The organism is Aliidiomarina soli (genome assembly GCF_003986975.1).
Taxonomy (GTDB): domain Bacteria; phylum Pseudomonadota; class Gammaproteobacteria; order Enterobacterales; family Alteromonadaceae; genus Aliidiomarina; species Aliidiomarina soli.
This window is the reverse complement of sequence record NZ_PIPO01000006.1, coordinates 179,351-201,994: the sequence shown is the minus strand read 5'-3', so window position 1 is coordinate 201,994 and position 22,644 is coordinate 179,351. Positions and strand designations below refer to the sequence as shown.

At 50.7% G+C, this 22,644-nt stretch carries 14 protein-coding genes; 3 read left to right on the top strand and 11 right to left on the bottom strand.

Going from position 1 to position 22,644, the window contains the following annotated elements:
- The first annotated feature begins 10 nt into the window (after nucleotides 1-10).
- From CWE14_RS13330 to CWE14_RS13320, 3 genes are all read left to right on the top strand, one after another.
- Nucleotides 11-3,025 (top strand): hypothetical protein, encoded by a 3,015-nt coding sequence (locus tag CWE14_RS13330; protein WP_126799833.1) that lies wholly within the window; start codon nucleotides 11-13, stop codon nucleotides 3,023-3,025.
- A gap of 303 nt (nucleotides 3,026-3,328) precedes the next feature.
- A complete protein-coding gene (locus CWE14_RS13325) occupies nucleotides 3,329-3,973 on the top strand; it encodes a hypothetical protein (RefSeq protein ID WP_126799832.1) in 645 nt (214 codons plus the stop codon).
- Nucleotides 3,974-3,983: 10 nt separating this feature from the next.
- Entirely contained in the window at nucleotides 3,984-7,028 is a 3,045-nt protein-coding gene (locus CWE14_RS13320; RefSeq protein WP_126799831.1) for a zinc metalloprotease, read from the top strand.
- A 90-nt stretch (nucleotides 7,029-7,118) separates the two neighbouring features.
- Here the strand turns inward: CWE14_RS13320 and CWE14_RS13315 are convergent, their stop codons facing one another.
- The 11 genes from CWE14_RS13315 to CWE14_RS13265 all read right to left on the bottom strand — a co-directional run bounded on the left by CWE14_RS13315 (nucleotide 7,119) and on the right by CWE14_RS13265 (nucleotide 22,636).
- Complete coding sequence (locus tag CWE14_RS13315) at nucleotides 7,119-8,231, bottom strand: M12 family metallopeptidase (protein WP_126799830.1); 1,113 nt, start codon at nucleotides 8,229-8,231, stop codon at nucleotides 7,119-7,121.
- Between the two features lie 246 nt (nucleotides 8,232-8,477).
- Nucleotides 8,478-11,519 carry a YjbH domain-containing protein gene (locus tag CWE14_RS13310; RefSeq protein ID WP_198676600.1) on the bottom strand — a complete coding sequence of 1,014 codons (3,042 nt, stop codon included), beginning with the start codon at nucleotides 11,517-11,519 and terminating at the stop codon, nucleotides 8,478-8,480.
- Between the two features lie 7 nt (nucleotides 11,520-11,526).
- A complete protein-coding gene (locus CWE14_RS13305; RefSeq protein ID WP_126799828.1) occupies nucleotides 11,527-12,252 on the bottom strand; it encodes a YjbF family lipoprotein in 726 nt (241 codons plus the stop codon).
- A gap of 136 nt (nucleotides 12,253-12,388) precedes the next feature.
- Nucleotides 12,389-12,667 carry a hypothetical protein gene (locus tag CWE14_RS14755; RefSeq protein ID WP_198676599.1) on the bottom strand — a complete coding sequence of 93 codons (279 nt, stop codon included), beginning with the start codon at nucleotides 12,665-12,667 and terminating at the stop codon, nucleotides 12,389-12,391.
- A gap of 186 nt (nucleotides 12,668-12,853) precedes the next feature.
- Nucleotides 12,854-14,302: a capsule assembly Wzi family protein gene (locus CWE14_RS13295; RefSeq protein ID WP_126799827.1), complete on the bottom strand. Its 1,449-nt coding sequence runs from the start codon at nucleotides 14,300-14,302 to the stop codon at nucleotides 12,854-12,856.
- Nucleotides 14,303-14,366: 64 nt separating this feature from the next.
- Nucleotides 14,367-17,129: an SLBB domain-containing protein gene (locus CWE14_RS13290; protein WP_241972415.1), complete on the bottom strand. Its 2,763-nt coding sequence runs from the start codon at nucleotides 17,127-17,129 to the stop codon at nucleotides 14,367-14,369.
- A 69-nt stretch (nucleotides 17,130-17,198) separates the two neighbouring features.
- The gene (locus tag CWE14_RS13285; RefSeq protein WP_126799826.1) at nucleotides 17,199-19,142 is read right to left on the bottom strand and encodes a nucleoside-diphosphate sugar epimerase/dehydratase; all 1,944 of its coding nucleotides are present in this window, start codon (nucleotides 19,140-19,142) and stop codon (nucleotides 17,199-17,201) included.
- Between the two features lies 1 nt (nucleotide 19,143).
- Nucleotides 19,144-20,322, bottom strand: coding sequence for a DegT/DnrJ/EryC1/StrS family aminotransferase (locus CWE14_RS13280; protein WP_126799825.1), 1,179 nt, complete (start codon nucleotides 20,320-20,322; stop codon nucleotides 19,144-19,146).
- 42 nt (nucleotides 20,323-20,364) lie between these two features.
- Entirely contained in the window at nucleotides 20,365-20,976 is a 612-nt protein-coding gene (locus tag CWE14_RS13275) for an acetyltransferase (protein WP_126799824.1), read from the bottom strand.
- Entirely contained in the window at nucleotides 20,973-21,572 is a 600-nt protein-coding gene (locus tag CWE14_RS13270) for a sugar transferase (protein WP_126799908.1), read from the bottom strand. Before CWE14_RS13270 ends, CWE14_RS13275 begins: the two co-directional genes overlap by 4 nt.
- Nucleotides 21,573-21,583: 11 nt before the next feature.
- Entirely contained in the window at nucleotides 21,584-22,636 is a 1,053-nt protein-coding gene (locus tag CWE14_RS13265) for an NAD-dependent epimerase (protein ID WP_126799823.1), read from the bottom strand.
- Nucleotides 22,637-22,644 lie beyond the last annotated feature (8 nt).

The window sequence follows — 22,644 nt, the reverse complement described above, 5'->3', positions numbered from 1 at the left end:
GCGAGGCAGTATGTTTCCAATTAAATCTTTACTAGGGGCTATCCTGGCTCCGGCGCTGGCCCTTTCGCTCGCCGCCTGCGGTGGTGATTCCACCAGCTATACCGTCACTACCTCAGCAGGCGAAGGCGGCACTATTTCCCCCACGCAAAGAACCGTAGGTGCTGGCAAGTCCACCAGCTTCAGTATCAACCCGCTGACCGGTTACCGTATTAGCCAGGTCAGTGGTTGCAACGGTCAGTTAAGCGGTCGCAACTATGAAATAGCGGAAGTAACCCAGGACTGTCAGGTCAATGCATCCTTCGAGACTCAGACGTATACGGTGACCACAGAGTTTAATTTTGGCGACCAGCAGCCGGGCGAGGCGATTCTGCCGACCATCAATCCCCAGTCAGTCGAGGTTCTCTACAACCAGCAACAAACCTTTGAACTGCGCCTGCCCGATGACAAATGGACCTTCAACACCGCCACAGGCTGTCCCGTCAGTATGTTTCGGATCCAGGCAGGCACCAACATCAGCATTACCACCAGACCCATTTTAAGATCCTGTACGCTTGAACTTGATATCACACCACCGAATGCGAATACGTCCTACGAAATCAGCGCCGACATCGCTAACGGAAACGCTTATCTCGAGGGGCCTGAACGCCCCAGCGACTCATTTAGCTACGGTGAACAAGTGCACATTGACCTGCAGCCAATCGGCGAGCGTGAACTGATTCGTTTCGCCCCCTCGTCAACGAGCTGCGAGTTCCAGCAGGACGGAACGTCCGTCACCATCACCGTCCTTGGGAATTGTCACTTCTCCGCTCTTTTCCTCGCAGAGGACGAGCACAATTTCGCCAGCAACTCTCTACTGAGAGCGTTCCGCGATGCGCAGGACCTGGCACCAGAGGATCACCTGACCGAAGCACTGGTAGCGGCAGTAGAATCTATTGACCTCTTTACCGATGAATCAGTGGTGCTCAATCTCCAGGGTATCCAGGCAGCCCAGAGTCTGAAATCACTCGCTTTTCGCACTGTCCAGGCGGACCTTGCACCTTTAGCCTCGCTTCAGCTGACAACACTTAAAGTTGAAAAAGTAGAATACAACGGTCCGCTTAGTCTCGAGCCGCTGCAGACGATGCCCCTGCGCCATCTGCAACTGACTTTCTTCGAGGCAACCCAGCAGGACTACGATCTGCTAAGCGGGTTAAGCGACCTGAGGTCCCTTAATTTAAGCAGTAACCGAGGCCTCCAGAAGATCGATTTCGTTGAACACCTCTCCAAGCTGGAAACATTGACTCTTAGCCAAAGCGGCGTGGTTGATATTCGGCCAGTGCTGCAGTCAGGCCTGCCGCTCCATCCGGGAACTGCCCATTTTGCCGTCAATGGCTGTGCCAGCCTCGAACAGCCGGTCACCCAGGACGTCATCAACGAGCTTGAAACAAACGGCGTTAGTACCTCTGTCGGTAGTAATTCAAACCTGAGCCTGTGCCCGGATTCGACCGACTACTATAACGGCACCCTGACTGCCGATCTCAGTACTGATCAACTGACCCTGGACTGGAGCTCTGATGCCGACGACGTTGTCTCATGCGCTGTCTACTACAACCTGCATGCGCAGCAGCCACGTGTCATGGATGCCGAAATCGCCCCATGCGGGGTAACAGGCTCCGAGACACTGAGCGTCGACCTCGAGGTGCAAAAAGTTGATCTCTATATCAACGACGGACTCTTTCCTGTCCCGGTAAAGGTCGCATCCACGCTAGTGAACAGTACCAACGACAGCACCCAATTGCGTTTAGCTGCTGTGGACTGGGGGCAAACCACATTTAAAGCCAATCCATACCTCGTGCCTGGCCGCAGTGCCTTGCTGCGCGCCCACGTGATTGCCGATAACAGTCCGACCTTGCCAGTAGTCAGAGCTACGCTGCGCTTAAACGGCTCATCTGAGACTTTGAATCTCGATCCACCGGGCGCGATCCCTGCAGCGCCTGTTTTTGACTCACTGAATGGCAGCTATCAATTGCCAATCCCGGCTGAGTTCATGCAGCAAGGCCTCGCAATCGATATCAGCATGGACGGTGACCTGCTCTATACCGTTGAGCCGAGCTTTGCCGATCCCAACACCCTCTACCTCACAGTAGTACCTATGGTTGTCAACGGCGTGGCGCCGGACATCCCCTCCAATGCAGAGCTTGCGCGCACCATTAAAGAATACTGGCCCATCGGGGAGGTTGTGATTGAACGCCGCAGCCAGTTTGAAGTAGAAAATTCAAATAGCTTAGTCGGCGCGCGCGATTTGCTGTACATGTTACGCGATCTGCACGCCCAGGAAGGTGCTCAGCATTATTACCACGGTTTCTTCAATATCGACGCCCTGGATATAAGAGACGCTGCAGGTGTCGCCTTCCGTCCTGGCCGGGTAGGCGTCACCTGGGATTCATCCTACGGTTTAGAGGGGACATTTGCCCATGAACTCGGCCACAACTTCAGCGTTGGCCACATTGATTGCGGCGGACCAAGCAGCGTTGAAGTTCAGTACCCTTACGCACCTGAATACATGGGCAGTATCGGCGTCAACCATGACTTTTCTGAAATTTATGGAAGCGAGCAACGGGCTGATGTCATGAGCTATTGCGACCCCAGTTTTACCTCAGACTGGGTTTACGAAAAAGCCCAGGACCACCTGACCGCCTATCCGCCGCGCCCATTTAATGAAGCTAAGGCGTTCGATGCGACAGTCCTGTCGCAACCCACCTACAGCACCTACATCAGTGGTGTAATTGATCAGGTAGAGGGCAGCAGCCGCATACTCAGCCACTTCGAGCTGAACCAGGCTGCCGGTCGCGAAAACTATGGACCCTTCCTGATGATCGCCACCGACAGCAATGGCCAAAAAATCGAGCGCAACTTTGCCATCGAGCAAATCTCTGAAAGCACCAGCGAGACCAACGGCTACTTCAACGTCCGTCTGCCAGCGTACGACATTCGCGACGTGCAAATCCTTTATCAAGGCAAAGAAGTACTACGCGTCCAGCTGTAGCCACCCAACCGCAAATTCAACATTCAAGCCCCGCGCTTGAATGTTGAATTCAACGATCGAGCGCGGGGCTTGAATGTTGAATCGCGCTTTATCTTGAATTCAACGCCCTGGCGTTAACACAAAATTTACACTTCACTGCGAAACCTACTAGGTTCCCTTAGTTCCCGTGGGCTACGAGCTATAGCATAAGAGCTATTCTTTTATCGGTGGCATTTGGTTATTATCTGAGCCTAAATTAAATGGAATTAATTCATACCTACACAAACGACTCTTAAAGCGATCCTTGCCTGTGCGTTAACCGCCGTGCTCACTGCCTGTACTCATTCCAGCCCAACCGATGCGACCGACCAGAGCAGCGATTTCGCGCCTGTACACGAAGCCAACGGCATTCAGATCAGTGGCGTTTTTAATCCACCTGACCAATGGGACTTGCATCTTGCTACCCCATTACTGGAAGCCTCGCAACCAGCGACTGAGAGCGATTCAAATAACGGTAATAATGAATACTGGGTGCGAATTAATGACGCCACGGAGCGACAGCCAGTCACTGTCAACGAGGTGGCAACAGGCCCGTTGCATTTTACCCTGGCGGTTGCACAGGCTGACTTACCAATTCACCAGCTCACCCTATATAGAAACGACACCCAGCTGCAGGTCATAGGGAACGACCATCCACTCCCTGCAATCGGGCAATGGCTGCCGACGGTAAAACTCACAACTGAGTCAACCCCCGCGCACAGCGAACAAAACCAGCTTTGTTTAACCTGGCCTGATCAACTTTTTGAGCAGGCCTCACTACTGACCGTCAGCGAGCAGGGTCGACTGCAGTTACAGCAGCAATCCACCTCCAGCCCGTTATGTGTCGACCCTATCAAAGAAAACCACGCACAACTGCGAGTTAACCTTCGCAACCCTGTGTTTGCAGTACAGCTCAAACCTAACCGCTAAGCGAGACCTTATGTACACAACTAAACCTTTACTGGGAGCCCTACTGGCTTCGACGCTGGCCCTTACCCTCGTCGCTTGCGGCGGTGGTGGAGACGATGATGGTGGTTCCACCAGCTACACCGTTACAACCTCTGCAGGCCAGGGTGGTTCTATCTCACCCGAACAACGCACCGTTAACGCGGGTCAGTCCACCAGCTTTACTATTGACCCATTGACCAGCTATCAAATTGCCCAGGTTTCAGGGTGTAACGGCCAGTTAAGCGGCCGCACCTATAACATCGCGGAAGTAAACGCTGACTGTCAGATCACGGCATCATTCGAGACCCGAACCCTTGAACTGACCACAGAATTTGACTTCGGAGACCATCAGGTCAGCGCTGATAATATGCCCACTATCAGCCCCGAGTCAGTAACCGTTGACTACAACAAAGAACAAACCTTCGAATTAACCATGCCAGGTCCTGGCTGGACCCTGAACAGCAGCTCAGGCTGCAAGATTGATACGGCAACCGAACAGAATAACATTAACTTTACCCTGACCACGGCACCGATCTTAAAGGACTGTAATCTGGTTCTTACTATTACGCCTCCAGGGTCCTCTGCCGGCTACGAAATCAGTGCAGACATCGTCAACGGCCGGGCTAAGCTTGACGGCAACTACCGCAGCACAGACGCGTTCAGCTACGGCGAAAAGGTCACGGTTAACCTTGAAGCATTTGGCGAGGGCCGTGACCTTGTTCGCTTCCAGCCGTCTTCAGCAAGTTGCGATTTCGAACGGGACGGAAATTCAGTCACCATTACCGTCTTCGACAACTGTCACTTTTCCGCTCTGTTCCTCGCCGAAGGTGAGCATAGTTTTGCCAGCAACCACATGGTCAGAGGGTTCCGCGACGCGCTGAGCATTGAACCAGAAGAGCATATGACCGCAGCAATGGTAGGTTCAGTAGAGTCTGTCGATCTGCTTAACAGCCCAGCCGTAGTGCTTGACCTGGATGGTATTCAGGCGGCCCTCGGCCTGACCTCACTCTCGTTCCGCACCCTGGCAGCAGACCTGGCTCCGTTAGCTACGCTGCCGTTAACTACGCTGAAAATCGAGAAAATTCAGTACAGCGGCCCGGCAGATCTCGAGCCTCTCAAAGCGATGCCACTGCAACATCTGGAATTAACCTTTTTTGAAGCATCGCAGAGCGATTACGAGAGCGCCCTGAGTCCGCTGTCTGAGCTTAGAACCCTGAATTTAAGCAACAGCCGGGGCCTTGAGCGTATCGATTTCATGCATACGTATAGCCATCTGACTACGCTAAACTTAAGCAATACAGGCGTTCTTGATATTCGCCCGGCACTGGATTCAGGGCTCGTCCACCGGCCTGAAGCGAGCTTTAGCGTAAGTGGCTGTGCCAGTCTCGAGCAGCCGGTAACTCAGAACGCCAAAAATAATCTGGAAGGCTTCGGTGTTCATACCAATATCGGTAGCCGTTCAAATTGGGACATGTGTCCGCTTCCTGATGATTACTATAATAATCTCGGTGATCTTTTCAATGCCACCCTCAATGCCGACCAGCTTAGCGTAGATTGGATGCTTTTCGATAATCACGGTGATGTCTCCTGCGAGCTTCACTACAATCTGCACAAGCAGCAACCGCGTATTGCTGATGCTGAGATACCGACTTGCGGTACGATTGGTAATGAAACCATGACTGTCGACTTTGACGTGCAGACGGTCGATATGTACCTCAATGACGGGCTCTTTCCTGATCCGATAAAAGTTGGTCTTACCAAGGAAGTAGTTAGTACGAACGACAGCACGCAATTGCGCCTGGCCGCCGTTGAGTGGGGACAGACCGTCTTTAAAACCAACCCATATCTGGTACCTGGCCGCAGTGCTATGCTGCGGGCTCACGTGATTGCCGATGGCGGGCCGACTGCGCTTCCTATGACTGCAGAGCTACGCCTGAATGGTTCACCTGTTGCAAACGGTAATTTCACAACACCTGCATCAATTCCTGCCGAACCTGTTTATGAGGACGGAGGTTCTGGTTATCAACTGATAATCCCGGCCCAGTTTATGGAAGAAGGCCTGGAAATCGATTTTACTCTCGACGGTGACCTGATTTATACAGCTGAACCGGCCTTTGCCGACCCGACGACTCTCTCCATCACTATCGTACCAATGGTTGTAAACGGAGTCGCTCCAACTATCCCGTCTGACGAAGAACTGGCTGAAACCATAAAGACATACTGGCCGGTCGGCGAAGTGGAAATTGAACGCCGTAGCCCGGTTATCGTTTCAGACGCCGGCGGCGATATCGCTATCCTGGATGTACTCTACAACTTGCGTGATCTTCACACTCAGGAAGGCGCTCAGCACTATTATCACGGTTTTTTTGATATCGAAGCCCTGAATAATAAAAATGCTTCAGGCGTAGCCTTCATTTCCGGACTGGTTGGTGTTAGTTGGGACTCAAATCTTAGCACCTTTGCTCATGAACTAGGTCACAACTTTAGCCTGGGCCACATCGATTGTGGCAGCCCTGCACAGATTGAGATTAACTACCCCTATCCGACAGACCAAATAGGTAGCATTGGTATTAATTATGACCATAGCCAACTCTACACCCCTGATCTCGCCAAAGATCTCATGAGCTATTGCTCGCCTCGCTTCATCTCTGACTGGGTCTACGAAAAAGCACAGGACTACCTGGCTGCCAATCCACCAAGCCCGTTCACTGGAGCTCAGGCGTTCGATAGCACAGTTTTATCGCAACCAACCTACAGCACCTACGTCAGTGGTGTCATTGACCAGGTGAACGGCAACAGCCGGGTACTCAGTCACTCTGAACTGAGCCAGCCAGCCGGTCGTGAAAACTACGGACCTTTCGTAATGATCGCCACCGACAGCAACGGCCAGACATTCGAGCGCAACTTTGCCATCGAGCAAACGTCTGAAAACGACAGCCAAACCAACGGCTACTTCAACGTGCGTCTGCCAGCCTATGACATCCGCGACGTTCAGGTCCTGTATCAAGGGAAGGAAGTACTGCGGGTTCAGCTATAGTAGTTAGCTTAAAGACATGACATAACGTCAGTCGAAATAACAAAAAGCCCCTGGTATTGCTACCAGGGGCTTTTTTTTGTTTCAGCGAAATTACATACACACCGGGTAATAGTTGACGTGTACAGTATTGGAAACAGGCTCACAGTACCCATCCGAGTCGCAGGCTGCAATGCGATAATCAGCGCTAGCTGACGCATTCACCTGTAAACTTCGGCTTGTAAGTAGCCCACCGATATTGCCCCACGAACCATAAGAGACACGTCGTTGCACACGATAAGCGTCTGCTGCTGCCGCTTCTGACCAACTCAGCCGGGCTTGCCCCTGACAATAAAAGCTTTGAGCATTCAGATTCACTGTCTGAAATCGGTCGTACATGCTGACTAATGATGCTTTATCATTCGAGGTCATTACATTCCCCCCAATAGGACCACTCGGGTTATCTATGCGCGAAATGGTACGAGAGCCGTTTCGGCTAAAGGAATGTGAAAAATAATGCATGATTGAACGATAATCGTACGGACCAGAGTCAGTATGAGAGGCGTTATCGATGATATCAAAGTTACTAATTCTCGCCGGTATAATGTTTTCCTCATGAACAACGATATGCTGCTCCCGATCACTACGAGAATGAGTGTGCCGGAACCCAAGGACATGAAGTAGTTCGTGCGTAATAGTTCGCTCAGTCATACAGGAGGGCGGTAGATTCATAAATTGCTGCCCACCTCTCATACCAGTAGTTGCAAAACATCGCGAGGGGTCAGCGTCGTTAATAGTTACGTAGTTTGCCTGCGTAGTACGAGGAACAAAGCGTACACCGCTGACAGAACTAATCCGCGCCATGCCGGCAGTAATAGACGACTGGTAAGCTGAAAGGCTCGGGGCAATTTGATAATACACAACCCCATTAGTCCATCGGTAATTAGTTCGAATAACATTTTGTACTGCAACGTCACCCTCCCCTTCCTTAGTCTCGAACTCCGAACCGTATAGCTTTATATTCCCGTTATCATCAAGATACCCGACGAGAATATCACCTTCCCAAAGTGCGAATCCGTTTACTACCTCAACCGTAATAGGAACTAAACCAATCTCCCCGTCGCTTTTTTCGATCGGATAATCAATTTGCCGCAAGTCGATATCCGAAGCTGCGGCCGTGTATGTTGAAAGTAAAGCGGTAAGTACTGCGCTGGTTAAAATTTTCATAAAAAAATCCCTCTAAAATTAAGAAAATCGTCGACTTAAAAAGCACCGTCGCGGCACCTACCTCTACATCCAATCGACATATAACTGTTAACATAATGTTTAAAAACTGTACACATTTAATTTTCCCCGGGAGGGTATTAAGCTATCGCGGTCTTTGCCTACCCAACGGTCAGCTAAGCTATAGATACAAAAAACCCGCCTCAGCCGAAGAGCTGAAGCGGGTTTTAACTTGCGCCAGAAGGCGTTTTATCTATGGTAGAACGGGTTTCGATCGTCCGTATAGCCAACCAGGTCGGTGCGCCGCCATAGTGGCTGACCGCCATCTCGTGACATCGGTGACCAGCTGACACTAACCCGCTGTCGGGTAGGACGTACTCCGATCAAATCAAAAGGTATCGATATTGAGAAACCGTGCGTGAAGCTACCTTCGCCGTAATCTTCACTCGACACGTTGGTGAAGCTAGCATAAGCGGCGACAACAACACCCGAATCAAAACGACGATTAAAGGTAATTCCAACACCATCATCGCCAGCCAGGAAGCGTCCCACGTCCAGACGTAACATCGAATCCTCTAACCACGGCATTTGATACACTAGGCTCACGTGGCCGGTGGTGGTCTCATACTCAAGATGGTCAAACCATCCTTCATAGTCACGCTGGCGAACCCGGTTTATGTTAAAACCAAATGCCCACGGCGAATCCACCCGCCGATACAACCACTCCGCACCCACGCCACTGAAGAAGCGCTCTAAGTACCCACCATACACGGCGCCATAAGTATTTTCAGTTAACCGTTTAAAGTAGGTCAGCTGCAGGCTATCAACCCACGCATCATTATTCGAATGCAAACGGAAGTCTGTCCGCACTCGCGGCAACGGCAAGTCAAATGGGTCACGCTCAAAATTGAACTTGTCGTAGTTGTTAGCGATATTAATACCCATCTCACCAAATACATTAATGTTATCGGTCAGCCAAGTCGCCGCAAAGGCTTTCACCCCCAATTGGTAGAAATGGAAAGTTTCCGGTGCACCGAAATCTTGTTTAAAAAACGGGTTCAGACCGTAACCAATGCGATTAGAACGCTCAAAGTTGTGCGCCCATTCATAATCATCAAGTTCCATTTCAGGCGTTGAGCGGGTAAACAACTCAGCAGTTTCGTCCGGGCTTTTATCTGCATCCTCGTTCATAATGCGGCGGCGGAACGGTTCTGCATCAACCTGTGCCAGCAGAACCGGCTGGTTAGCCGCTTTTAGCTCAAATTCGTAGTGTTCAACCGATTCCGGCATTTCATCCGCCAGAATGCGTGCACTGCGGTCTAAAAGCTCGTTAGGGTCACGATACCGTCCAGGGTGAGAACTAACCCGCACTGTGTCATCGCCAGACACTAAAATACGCGGGTCAGAAAGTGTTCCATGCCGGCGGAAACGCCAGGAAACATCCGCCCAGTCAACTTCATCCAGGCTCGCTGGCCGCTCCTCATCGGGGCTCACCCGAGGCTCCTCCACCCGTACCTGGCGCATCGTATTGAAGTTTGTCCGCAACACCACGTTAAACATAAAGGTATCGCCACGTTCGTAACTAAACTGAGTATCCAGCCAGTCGTAAGGTCGATAGCTGACACCGAAATTCCATGGGTTGCTTGCATCAATTCGGACACCAGCCTGGTCGCGGGAATAGTCGTTGCCGTTGTACTCGACCTTTATCCGCAACGGATCCCACGGAGTCTGGTATTCAACCCCGCCAAACAGCGATGCTGGTCCTTTAAAATAGCGATCAAACTCTAACTGGCTGCCTGTTCCTGATGTTTGATTAGGCCGGGAACAAAAACTATCCCGTAATTCACAAAACGGATTATCAATAGTATTCCTGGCCCCTTCTCGACCAAAACCTAGTCCCAGACTGAAATCAAAAGCCCCAAAACGTTTATTGGCTACCAGATACTCGCCATCGAAAAGACCTGTCCCGGCAAAATCGCGCAACCCCAACGCCAGTGCTGGGAACCAGTATGACTCTTCACGCAACCGGAATTTAATATCAAAGCCTTTATCAGTGAGTACACTATCACCGCTAAAGTCAGGATTTGGGCTATACAGTCTATTCGGAATCCGCGTGTAAAATGCTGAGGCTTCTAACCAGGACAGTACCTGCATGCTGACCGTATAACGGCGATACTCTTGCATATCCGCATACATCAATACCGTTTCACCCTCAGGGGCCATCCGCGCGGTCGAAGTCTGCAACAGGCCGACGCCTCCATAATGGTTGCGTGTTGGGGTCAAATCCTGCCGCTCCCAATTTGAGTAGCCAGGTGGCTGCATGAGCTGGTCAAACCGTGAGCTCTGAGTAGTATCGTTCAAGCGTTCATCATCGCTATCTATGTTGGTACCGTTGCTGTTGTCACCAATCCAATGCTTGAGCAGCGACGTCAGTTCAGTCTCCAGCTCTCGGTACTTTCGTGGAAATAAGCCTGAGTCAGGGCTGACCCAAAGTAACTCACCAGCTCGCAGTTCGTCCCCAGCCGCATTGAAATAGCTCCACGGCAGCACACGATTTTCTGCGGACACTCCAATCGCAATTACGTGCTCCCGATCATGACCCGCCAGCAAGTGGTCGTTATCCGCCAACGCCTGCATATAACCACGAACCGTTTGTCCACTAACAAAAGGTAAGTGATGACCAGAGGACGCCCCGTACACAGCAACGTTGCGCGGACGTTGAGGTAACATCAGCTGGTATCGGCCGGGGTGCAGCAACGGGTTTGCATCTATAGTCTGTCGTGAACGCTCAAAATCCAGCTCTGGAAATGGCTGGTACCCCAGTCGCCAGCCAAGTACTTGCTCCCTTAGCGCTTGCGCCAACTCAGTACGTTTTGCGTGCCCACGATGTTCCCAGTAGCTCGCTAGCTGGCCAAGTTGATCTGCAGCAGTCTGTTGTCGTTCAAGTAGCTCACTGCGCCCTGTGGTATCAACCAGCCGTGCCGCTGGCCAGTAAACGTCATCTATCTGGCCCAATTGCTGTGCATTTGACAGCGCATGTGTCATTACATGACGCAGACGAATGGGCTGCTCCCAGCTGAATTCAAAACCCTCTTGCCCTGGTCTTTCTTGCCCCAGTCCTTTTTGCTCCAAAGGAATCACATGCACAGTAACTTGCTGACTTGTGCTGCCCTCGCGGCGTTCTTCACTACCTTCATCAGCGTGGGCCGGTTGAAACCCACCAGCCAGGTTGACCACCGCTAATGTCAGTAGGGTTCCAACCATTCGCGGGGTAGTCAATAAATAACCCATAACGTCCTTATTCATAACTACGACCCACCCATTTCACCTGACTTATCTCGACAGGGCTCTGCTTTGGAGCGAAATATTGAATACTTTTCACCACATGACCATCTGCTTCAAGCCAGAATACATTCTCTTGCCTTTGTTGGGGGCCTACTTCAGAGGACGCAAACGTCTGAGTTTCGGTAACGCGTATGGCGCTAACCTCACCAAAAGGAAGGCTAAGCCGTTCAACCGCGCCCATACTAAATTCGCTGGTCACTTCTATCGAATACGGCTTGCCCTGCTCTTCAAGGTCTAGTTCAGAACGCCACTGCACCTCGCATTCTGTACTCGACGAGGTGAACCCGGAATGAGCAAGTTGTCGCTGTATACAACGCAAGGGGTCAGCAGCTAAACCAGAACGGCCAATCAGTTCCGGCTCAATTTCACTAGTTTTAATCAGTCTGCCATGGCGTGTTACCAGCGTTTCGGCATCTGCCGTCACCCAGCTGTAATTGGCAAGTTCGTCCTGGCCATCAATATAACCAAGCACCACCAGTGCACGCGGGCTTTGCCCTCGTCTTACGTAAACGGCAGTATAGGGAAAAGCCTCAATTTCATCGGCCGACAAGGTCGCATCGTCCTGCTGCTGGGTTGCATAATCCCAGGTTGCATAAACATCAGAAAAAACGGCAGTGCAGGAGGTAACTGTCAGGGTAAGGAAAAACGCAAACGCAAGCTGAAGAACTGGGTATCGCATTATTTTTGCCAAAGTTATGGGTGCCAAAGTTACGAGTGTTCTAATTATCGTAGCCAATATTCAAGGCCGGAAAATAAAATACCGCCCGAGGGCGGTATTTGTCTAACTGACACGACACTCGTGCTTAACTAATAAATTAGCCAGCAGTTGGAGCTGTAGGCGCTGTAGGCGCTGTAGGGCTCGTAGGAGTAGTCGGTGGGTTTGGATTTGTAGTGTCTTCTTCGTCAGAAGAGCTGTCAGCTAAAACCGCAACAGCAACAACTGCACCGGCACCGATAGCAACCATCGCAGTAGTGCTCAGACCACCAGTACCAGAAGTAGCGGCTTCGTCACCAGCTGTACCAGCATCTTGAGCCATAACTGGGCTCATTGCCAGACCTAATGCAGCAGCAACTGCAATTGATAATTTTTTCATATTTAAATACCTCACTCTAGAGATTACAGATACATGTATCGCTGATTACTTACCGTGTGGACCTTGAACTCATCCAGTGAGCCAAAATCCGATCGATTCATAAACAACTAGCACTCATACTATGGGGCTACCCCAAAAAGATCAACCTTTTTTTAATAAGGCCTTCTAACGCTTTCAAAGAAGGTATTAGAAGCGAAATTCCCATGCAGCACGCATAGTTAAGTCGTTTTCAGTAGTAGCAATCAGGTTATCGGCAGCGCTGGCGCGGGTCTTAATCTCATCCCGCGAAAAGGTACCAGCAAGGGTAAATAAAGTCTCGCCTAGTGCCGTCTGGTAACTAATATCAAGTTGCTGTCGATTTACTTCAAACATATCGTTGGCAACTGTACTCTGTTCCGCATGTTGCACCGCCATTAAGCGATTGCTGTAACCAAAATCCTGTTGCCGTAGCGTAATCCGCCAGGAAGTGCCGTCAGCCTGCTGAAAGCGGTAACCCAGGCTTATTGAACTCACGTCCTGATCCTGCCCTGCTCCCATACTTGCCTGCCAGCGACGATAGCCCTGCGGGTCAACCTCGTCATCATAAAAGTAGGCGGGCACGTCCGCGTATTCAAGGAACAACTGGTGTAAATTATCGCTAAAGGTCAGGTAATGGTCTACCCCAAACAGCATGGCCGCGTCAGACACCTGTTTTGAATCGCCTGCCCGTCGCGCCACTTCGCCATAAAGCGCCACTGCATAAGGCAGTGCAATGCGTGCATCAGCAGCGACTAATTGATTGCGCTGCTGACCGTAATCAACATCGCTGTCTGCACCGGAACTTCCAGCGAAATTCCCACCAGAGCCGCCCCATTGTTGGGTATAACTCATCCCCAGCTGCAAGGCTGAAAACGGACGTGTGGTTAACCGCGCCCCGGCTATTTCGTTATCACCCAAGGGACCAGCGGACTGAGTACGCCCGATAAAGGCCGTCGCATGCCAGTGTCCGGCCCAGTTTAAAACGGGCAACTGAAAAGGGTCATCCTGCAACCGGTTCATGCGCAGCGCCTGAATCGGTTGCGCATTGGTGGACAAAGCCAATGCACTATCCTGCCCCGGGCCCCACCAGATCGGCATCTGGTCTATGCTTATCGCCCAATTACCCAGAGTCGTAGCGAGGTAACTGCCCTCAAAGGCATAGTCTTTACCATCACTGCTGCCAGCCCGAAAGCTGGTGCGCAGTCGTGCCGCACTGTGCGCATTGACGAAGGTGCGTGAAAATTGCAATGCGCCGTTTTCACGGTAGGTATCAGCAAAACTCTGCTGGCGATATTCGTCACTGTTGGCGCTCAGCTTAATCCCGTTAACACGCGGCTGCTGAGCGAACTGCAACGCCGAGCGAATGCGATAATAAGCAAGCGTCTGATCGGCCGTTAGCCAGCTAACGTCAATCTCGCTCATATCACGGGCAATGCCACTCCACATCAGGGGGTAGGTCGTCACATGGCCACGTAAAAAGCCGGCGTCCGCCAATTGCTGAATACTGGCGCGCAAATAGACATCGTCAGCGTCAATCCAGGGCCCGGCGTGGGCAGAAAAACTGCCGCTCAGGCCTGCGAGTATAACAGCCATCAACCCATTACGAGCGAACTTCATAGGACAATCCCTGCCTCAACCACTAACATACTTACTGCCATTCTGACTAACAAAGCCAGGCCGCTTAAATACCATTGATAGCAGCAAGAGCAACCGCCGAGTTATAAATAATGCTAGTCACCTGTGACCACAATTCGAGGTTCTCGGTATAGGTGGTATCCAGCGGTACAACAATTGCGTCACCTGGTCTCAGCTGCGCTGAGCCACTGGTGCTGAACCAGCCACGGCGCTGACGGTGCGGTTCAAGCGACCCGTTTGCCCGCACTACATAGATGCGATCGGTATCTGCTTTTTGCTTGGTACCACCACTCATATTAATGTAATCAGTCACAGTCAGGTCACGGTCAAAGCGGTACGATGTTGCCATCTGTACTTCACCCATAATGCTGATCGAGTCCATCCGCGACGGCACATGCAGCACATCCCCGTCTTTCAACTGGATGTCGCCCGCCTGGCTTTGACCGTTAAGAATTCGCGGCAGGTCAACAATCAAGCGACCTACTGGTTCAACAGACATTAAGTCCGCCAGCAAGGTCCGCATCTGGTCATAGCTTTGGTTACTGCCCCCGGTGCCAGTAATCGAATTGCTGGCAATCTCACGCTGCAGCTCTTCAGCCAGCATGGTCATCCGGCGGCGTTCCTGCTCTCTTAACTCTTGACGGGTAAATACTGCCCCTTCCAGAAAGGCAAAGTCCGTAAAACCACCGGCGCGCTCAATCAAAGCGCTTAAGTCCTCGCCACGGCGAATGGCATAAGTCCCTGGGAACCTAACCTCACCGCGCAAAGTAACCTCATAGGTGTTCTGCCACTCAGGAATGCTCAAGACGTTTAATCGGTCACGCCCCTGCAGTTCAATATCGCGGTTGCCCAGAATCACATCCATCAGATCAAAGGCTTTGTATTCAGTTTCTGCTTCACCAGCGTCCAGGTTAATCCGGGTGATTTCTGCACGCTGCAGATAAGCAGAATCACGCAGACCACCAGCAGCAGCCACCAGCCGTCGTGCTGTTGCATTTTGCACCAGCGGATAGACGCCCGGGTGGTTTACCTCACCGGCCACATAAACGAACGGCGTGTTACCGCGCTCAGTGCGCTGGCGTTGCAGGCGTTGCATCAGTGGTTCCAGCATACGGTCGCGCGAGTATTCAGCCAGCTCATCCGGGCTGATGGCATCGTCATCGTCCGGGGTACCAAAGAGTTCACGGATCGGCACTTCTCCGCCGTTTCTGCTGCCGTTGTTGGCAGTTGTACTAACCTGGGTCATCCCCTCAATGTAGGCTTGGCGATATGCATCCAGGCTGCGACGGCGTTCGGCTCGGCGACGCTCGTCCTGGGTCAGTGACAAATCTGAAATATTCTGCCGTTCTTCCTCTTCAGTCTGGTAACGACTGAAAATCAAAACGTAATCACGTTCATTCAGCTCAAGGTCATCTTCTGCCTGACCTTCTATCGCATTGGCCACGTCAAACTGCCACACCTGCAGCCGCCGTCGGGTGCCCTCTTCACGAACCACCAGGCCATAGCTTAAGTCAGCGTATTCGAGCAGGTCATGGCGACTACTTTTCAGCATGTCACTAATGCGCATACCCGGCTGCCATTCATAGCGGCCCGGGCGGTTTACCGCACCAACCAGCATCACTGCATCATCCACGGTTTCCGGGGTCGTCCGCAGCACAATATGGTCACCGCCCTGAACACCTGCCTGCAATGTCGACTCGTCACTTAAGTCCAGGTTGCGCACGCTGCGGCGGCCTTCTCGTACCCGGCGTACAGTCACGTCGCCCATATAGGCGTCAGGCTTGGTCCCTCCTGCAAATTCGAGCAGGTCGGCAAAGGTTTCATCGCCTTTAATTTCATAGATCGCCGGGCGGTTTACTTCACCTTCAACCGCGACCGTATTACCGCGTGGCGGAATAAAGATCACATCGCCATTCTGCAAAATACGATCAGCCGAGCTGTCGCCTTTAATCAATAAGTCATAGAGGTCAAAATTGGTGACAACATTACCGCCGCGAACTAATTGTACGTCACGCAGCGACGCAATATCTGAAAAACCACCGCTCACGTGCAAAGCTTGGCTTACTGTGGCGAAAGAGCTGACCATATAAGCTCCCGGCTTATAGGATTCACCCACAATGTAAACCTGGATTGAACGGGTAGCACCCATCGATACGGCGACCTGCTGGCCAATTGTCCGCTCATCAATTGTATGCTTTATCAGTTCCTGCATCGAACTGTATGTAAGCCCTGCGACCTGCACCTGACCAACATCAGGAATAATCAGATAACCTTCACGGTTAACCGCAAGGTAATGGTATACAGTGCGCTGACCAAACAGCTGCACCCGCACCATATCGCCAATGCCAATAATATAACTGGACGGCACCGGTGTTCCTGTCACCGGCGCAAAGGTACTAGGCTCGCCAGCAAACATGTCATAACCAAAATGCTCAAGTTTGCTTTCCAGGGAATCAAACTGGGCTTCGACTTCGTTTGGTAACAGCGCTCCGCGTACTTGCCCTTGTTGTGTGCTGCGGTCTTGGGTAACGGGTTCGTCGTCTGCTACAGACTGCTGGGTATCACGCTCATCCTGCCCCAGGTACTGCAGTGCTTCAGCATCAATACCAAACTGACGCGCCAGTTGCTCCTGCTGTTCTCGTGGTAACGCCCGCAGCTGTTCGATTTGCTCCTGACTTGGCATCGCTTGCGCATGGGCAGAGAAAGGCAACAGCAACCCTGAACCAAAGGCTCCCAACGCTAACGCAGCAGTAATTCCAACCGCAGCGATAGTCTTACCTGCCGCTCCAACTAAATATCCAAACTTCACCTGCATGCTCCCGTTCCCATGTTCAATTCCCGTGTTCAAATTCCATGCCTAAATAACAGTACCAGCAAGCTAGTCCTGTGCCAGCCAAAGCAAATCGTTGATCCCGCTTGAAGGCGTAAAGCCCAGCGGGACTCGTTGTAATAAGTCGTGAATGTCGCGTATTTTAAGCGTATGACAATAACTGTCCAGTAGTTCCAGTATCTCTTTTACATCCGCCCAGGGTAAGTCGGCCTCGCAGGCCGTCATTATCCGAGGATGATCAGTCGGTTGCACGTTATCGCCAATCAGTAATTCTTCATAAAGCTTTTCGCCGGGGCGTAACCCGCTGTAGGTAATCTCAATATCACCTTCCGGATTATTTTGGTCTTTAACCTCAAGGCCCATCAGGCGGATCAGTTTGCGTGCCAGGTAATCGATTTTAACAGGCTCACCCATGTCCAATACGAATACGCTGCCACCGTTGTTTTTCAGCTCGCGTGCAGTCAGGCTGCCCATGGCGCCGGCCTGAATCACCAGCTGTGCGGCCTCAGGAATAGTCATAAAATAGCGGGTGATCTCAGGGTCGGTCACCGTCACCGGGCCACCGTTGATAATCTGTTCCCGAAACAGGGGCACTACGGAACCGGATGAGCCCAGCACATTCCCAAAACGGACCATCGAAAAAGTCACATGGTTCCCCTCTAGCTGCTGGTCACGTTTGCTTTCTTCTCGTTTTGCCAGAGCCTGTAAAACCAGCTCAGACATACGCTTGGTAGCGCCCATTACATTGGTCGGGCGCACCGCTTTGTCCGTTGATATCAGAACAAAATCCGACACCCCCGCGGTCGCTGCCGCCTCAGCAGCGTTCCAGGTCCCAAACACATTGTTACGCACGCCTTCGACAATATTGTATTCCACAATAGGTACGTGTTTATACGCCGCGGCGTGGTAAACCGTATCGATCTTGAAAATCTGCATCAGCTCGGTCAGGCGTTTGCGGTCCTGCACTGAACATAGCGCCGGTCGTAGCTGAACCATCAGTTGCCCCTCGGCAATAGCCTGAGAAAGTTCACGCTCAATCCGGTACAGATTAAATTCTGACACTTCCGCCAGTACTAAGGTCTCGGGTTCACACCGGATAATTTGCCGACAAAGTTCGGCCCCTATCGAACCGCCTGCGCCGGTCACCAGCACCCGTTTACCACGAATATTGGTGTTCATCAGTGCTTGGCGCGGTTGCACCGGGTCACGTCCCAATAAGTCTTCGATATTGACGTCCTGAAGGTCATCTATTGAGACATTGCCGTCGACCATATCTGCCATGCCCGGCACGGTTTGCACCTGAACTTTTAACGGTTCAAGAAAATCAAGAATTTGTTTACGCCGAGCACGTGAAATACGCGGCATAGCCAGCAACACCCTGCCCGCTTCGCACTCGTCGATGCAGTGAGCCAGTTCATTCGGGCTACGCACGCGAAGGCCGAGCATGGTTGAACCATGCAAGGTAGTGTCATCATCAACAAAACAAACCGGGTGGTACTCGGCCCCGTTGCTAATAGCCTGTGCTAACTGTCGGCCTGCCGAGCCGGCACCGTAAATAATCACCCGCTCTTTGCGCTTATTCGCGTGTTGTTCATACAGAGCGCGCATTAACAAACGAAGGCCGCCAATCAGCACCAGCGACATTAGGGTGTAGTTAACTATCACACTGGGAGGGACCGACGCGCCAAGCACATACACTGCCAGGGCCAGCACCACACTGGAAGAAACCACCCCAAAGAAAACCGTCATTAATGCGGAAAGTGCCATGTAGCGGACAACCGCTCGGTAGAGCCCAAACTTAGCGAATAAGCCCAGCGAAACTACGATCGCTATAATAATTGCGCCCCATACATCAGCATCGGGCGGCAAGTACCAGGTTTCATAGCGAACTGATAACGCAAACAGGTAGGCGAAGAGCAGCGCAAGGACATCAATAACCAGCGAGACTACACGTTTGGTCTCGCGTGGAAGCGAAAAGAGGCGTCGTATCATGTTATTTTTTTTCTGCCTGATTCAATACGTCGCGAATAACATCGCACGTTTTATTAATTTCCTGCTCAGTTAACGTAGGATGCACTAAAAACATAAGGCTCGTCTCTCCGAGCGCTTTAGCATTCGGTAATGGCTGTTCAGGTCGCCATCCAGTGCCGTCGAATGCTTTTTCAAGATATACTTCTGAACAAGAACCTTGAAAACAAGGGACACCAGCAGCATTGATTTGTTCCACAATACGATCACGTGTCCAGCCATCAGCTAAAAACTCAGGGCGCACAAAACAATAGTGTTTATAACAGGCGTGCTCCATATATTCAGGAACGTCTGGTGTGCGAACAACCTGAAAACTGTTGCATACATTAACAATGGCCGCAGCATTTGCTTGCCGCTTTCGTGTCCACTCTGGCATACGTGTGAGTTGAATACGACCTATCACAGCCTGCATTTCTGTCATCCGCCAATTCGTGCCAAAGCTCTCATGCAACCAACGAAAACCCGGTGGGTGTTCCCGCTCATAAACCGCTTCGTAACTTTTACCGTGGTCTTTATAAGACCACATTTTACGCCAAAGTTGTTCGTCATTGGTGGTGACCATGCCGCCTTCTCCACCAGTGGTCATGATCTTATCCTGACAAAACGACCATGCACCGATATGCCCGATAGAGCCAACGGAGCGGCCTTTGTATTTGGCGCCGTGGGCTTGAGCACAGTCTTCTATCACATAAATACCGTGCTTATCAGCGAGTTCCATTATTGAATCCATATCCGCTGGTCTTCCAGCCAGATGAACCACAATAATGGCTTTAGTGCGGGGCGAGATTACGGACTCAATCGATTTAGTTTCAATATTCTGACTATCAAGGTCAACATCTGCAAACCTAGGTCTCGCACCTGAAGAAACGACCGTCGAAATAGAAGCGATGAAAGTTCGAGGAGTAACAATGACTTCATCACCATCCCCAATAGACAACGCTTTTAAAGCCACGTCAAGCGCCAGTGTGCCATTCCCTAAGGCGACCGCGTACGTTGAGTCTGCCCATATCGCAAACTCCTTTTCGAACTCTCTGCACTCAGTACCAGTCCAATAATTGACACGGTTTGATAACAACACGTCGTGAACAGCCTTACCTTCTTCTTCTGAATACGAAGGCCAAGCGGAAAATGGGGTGTTTAGCATAAAGCGCTAGAGTCCTTATTTAACATTAACTGATTTTGAATTTCATTTAACAAGGAGCGTGGCTGGATTGCCGACAACAGTCGTGGAGTCAGCGACGTTCTTCACAACAACTCCACCCGCTCCAACAATCGCGCATTGACCTATTACTATCGATTGTTTGACACATGCACCTATTCCGACCCACGAAGAACAACCAACTTTTACGGCACCTGCAAGAGCCACCTGAGGGGAAATATGAGCAAAATTTTCAATCACACAATCGTGGTCCACTATCGCGCCAGTGTTAATAATAACGCCGTCACCAATCTTACAATCTGCATTAACAACTGCTCCGGCCATCACTACTGAGCCTTTACCAATCGCTACAGAAGGACTAATAATCGCTCTAGGATGAATAAGAGGATCGCATACTAATGGTAACTTTGACTGAATTCGCTCCCGCACGCCGTTGTTGCCGATAGCAACAACAGTTAAAGAGTGAAGCTCCTGATTAGCTAAATATTCGGCAACGGTACCTTCAACTTGCCACTTGCCGATATTTCGTAAGTTCGGAAATTTATCATCGTAAAACCGAATATCGCTAAATCCATTATACTCCGCAATCTCGGCTATCACTTTGCCGTGCCCACTTGCTCCGATAACGATTAAACTCAATGTTTTTCACTGCCTTTAAATTTAGAAGTCGTCACCTGACCTGAAGCAGAAATCCCCTCTCGCACAAATACTTTCTTCACAGTTAGGAAAAGTATTTTCATATCAAGCCAAAACGTGCGGTTGTCTACGTACCAGACATCTAGCTTAAACTTTTCTTCCCAACTAATAGCATTTCGACCATTCACCTGAGCCCATCCCGTTATACCGGGGCGAACATTGTGCCGACGTGCCTGCTCTGGTGAATAAAGCTCGAGATACTCCATTAGCAACGGACGGGGTCCCACCAAGCTCATGTTACCTCTAAGCACATTCCAGAGTCCCGGTAACTCGTCAAGACTCGTTGAGCGAAGAAGCATACCGAACTTATTCAATCGTTCCGAATCTGGTAACAGATTCCCTTGGGGGTCTCTTTTATCCGTCATTGTTCTGAATTTAAGCATGTTAAAAGGAATACCGTGAAGTCCAGGACGTGTTTGTTTGAACAATACAGGGCTGCCAAGTTTGAACCTAACCAGAACAATAAGCAGTAATAATATCGGCAGCAGCACGATCAGTGCTATCGCCGATACAAAAACATCAAAACCTCGTTTTACCATTGTATAACGCTTCACACTTTAAAAAATTCCCGATACCAGGCAACAAATTTATCTATCCCTTCCTGCACTGGCGTCGCTGGTTTGTAATCCATGTCTTCAACAAGATCAGTAACATCTGCATACGTAGCTGGCACATCGCCTGCTTGTAGAGGCATTAATTTCTTGGGGATCTCTTTACCAATAGCTTTCTCAATAGCTGAAATAAAATCCATCAATTTCACTGGGTTGTTGTTGCCAATATTGTAAACTTTGTAAGGAGCTGACGAGGTCGAAGGATCCGGTTGTTTACCACTCCATTCACTGCGACCGATTGCGGGGTTATCTATCACCCGAACAATACCTTCAACGATATCGTCAATATACGTGAAGTCCCGCAACATATTGCCGTTGTTAAATACTTCAATTTCCCGGCCTTCTAAAGCAGCTTTGGTGAACAGGAACAACGCCATGTCTGGCCGACCCCAGGGTCCGTAAACCGTAAAGAATCTTAGCCCTGTAGTGCGGATCCCGAACAGGTGGGAGTACGTATGGGCCATTAATTCATTAGATTTTTTACTTGCTGCATACAGACTAATGGGGTGGTCCACGTTATGGGACGTTGAGAAAGGCAATGACTCATTTAGTCCATACACTGACGAGCTTGAAGCATAACTCAGATTATCGACACTGTAGTGGCGGCATGCTTCCAGAATATTCAAGAACCCTACAATATTTGCATCAATATACGCTTGTGGATTTTGCAGGGAGTAACGAACACCCGCTTGCGCCGCCAGGTTGCAGACGGCGTCAAACTTCTCTTCAGAAAAAAGAGTATCAAGCGAGCTCTTGTCTTCAAGTTGAAGCTTAACAAACCGATAGTTCGCGTGCTGACTCGACTGAACTAACTTTCCATATTCAATCACATCTTCGTTTATGCCAGCACGTTCGAGCCGACCATACTTAACGCGCTGATCGTAATAGTCGTTGATGCTATCCAAACCAACCACTTCGTCACCGCGGGCAACCAGGCGCTTAGCCAAGTGTGAACCAATAAACCCTGCCGTACCGGTAATTAATATCTTCATGTTCGTTG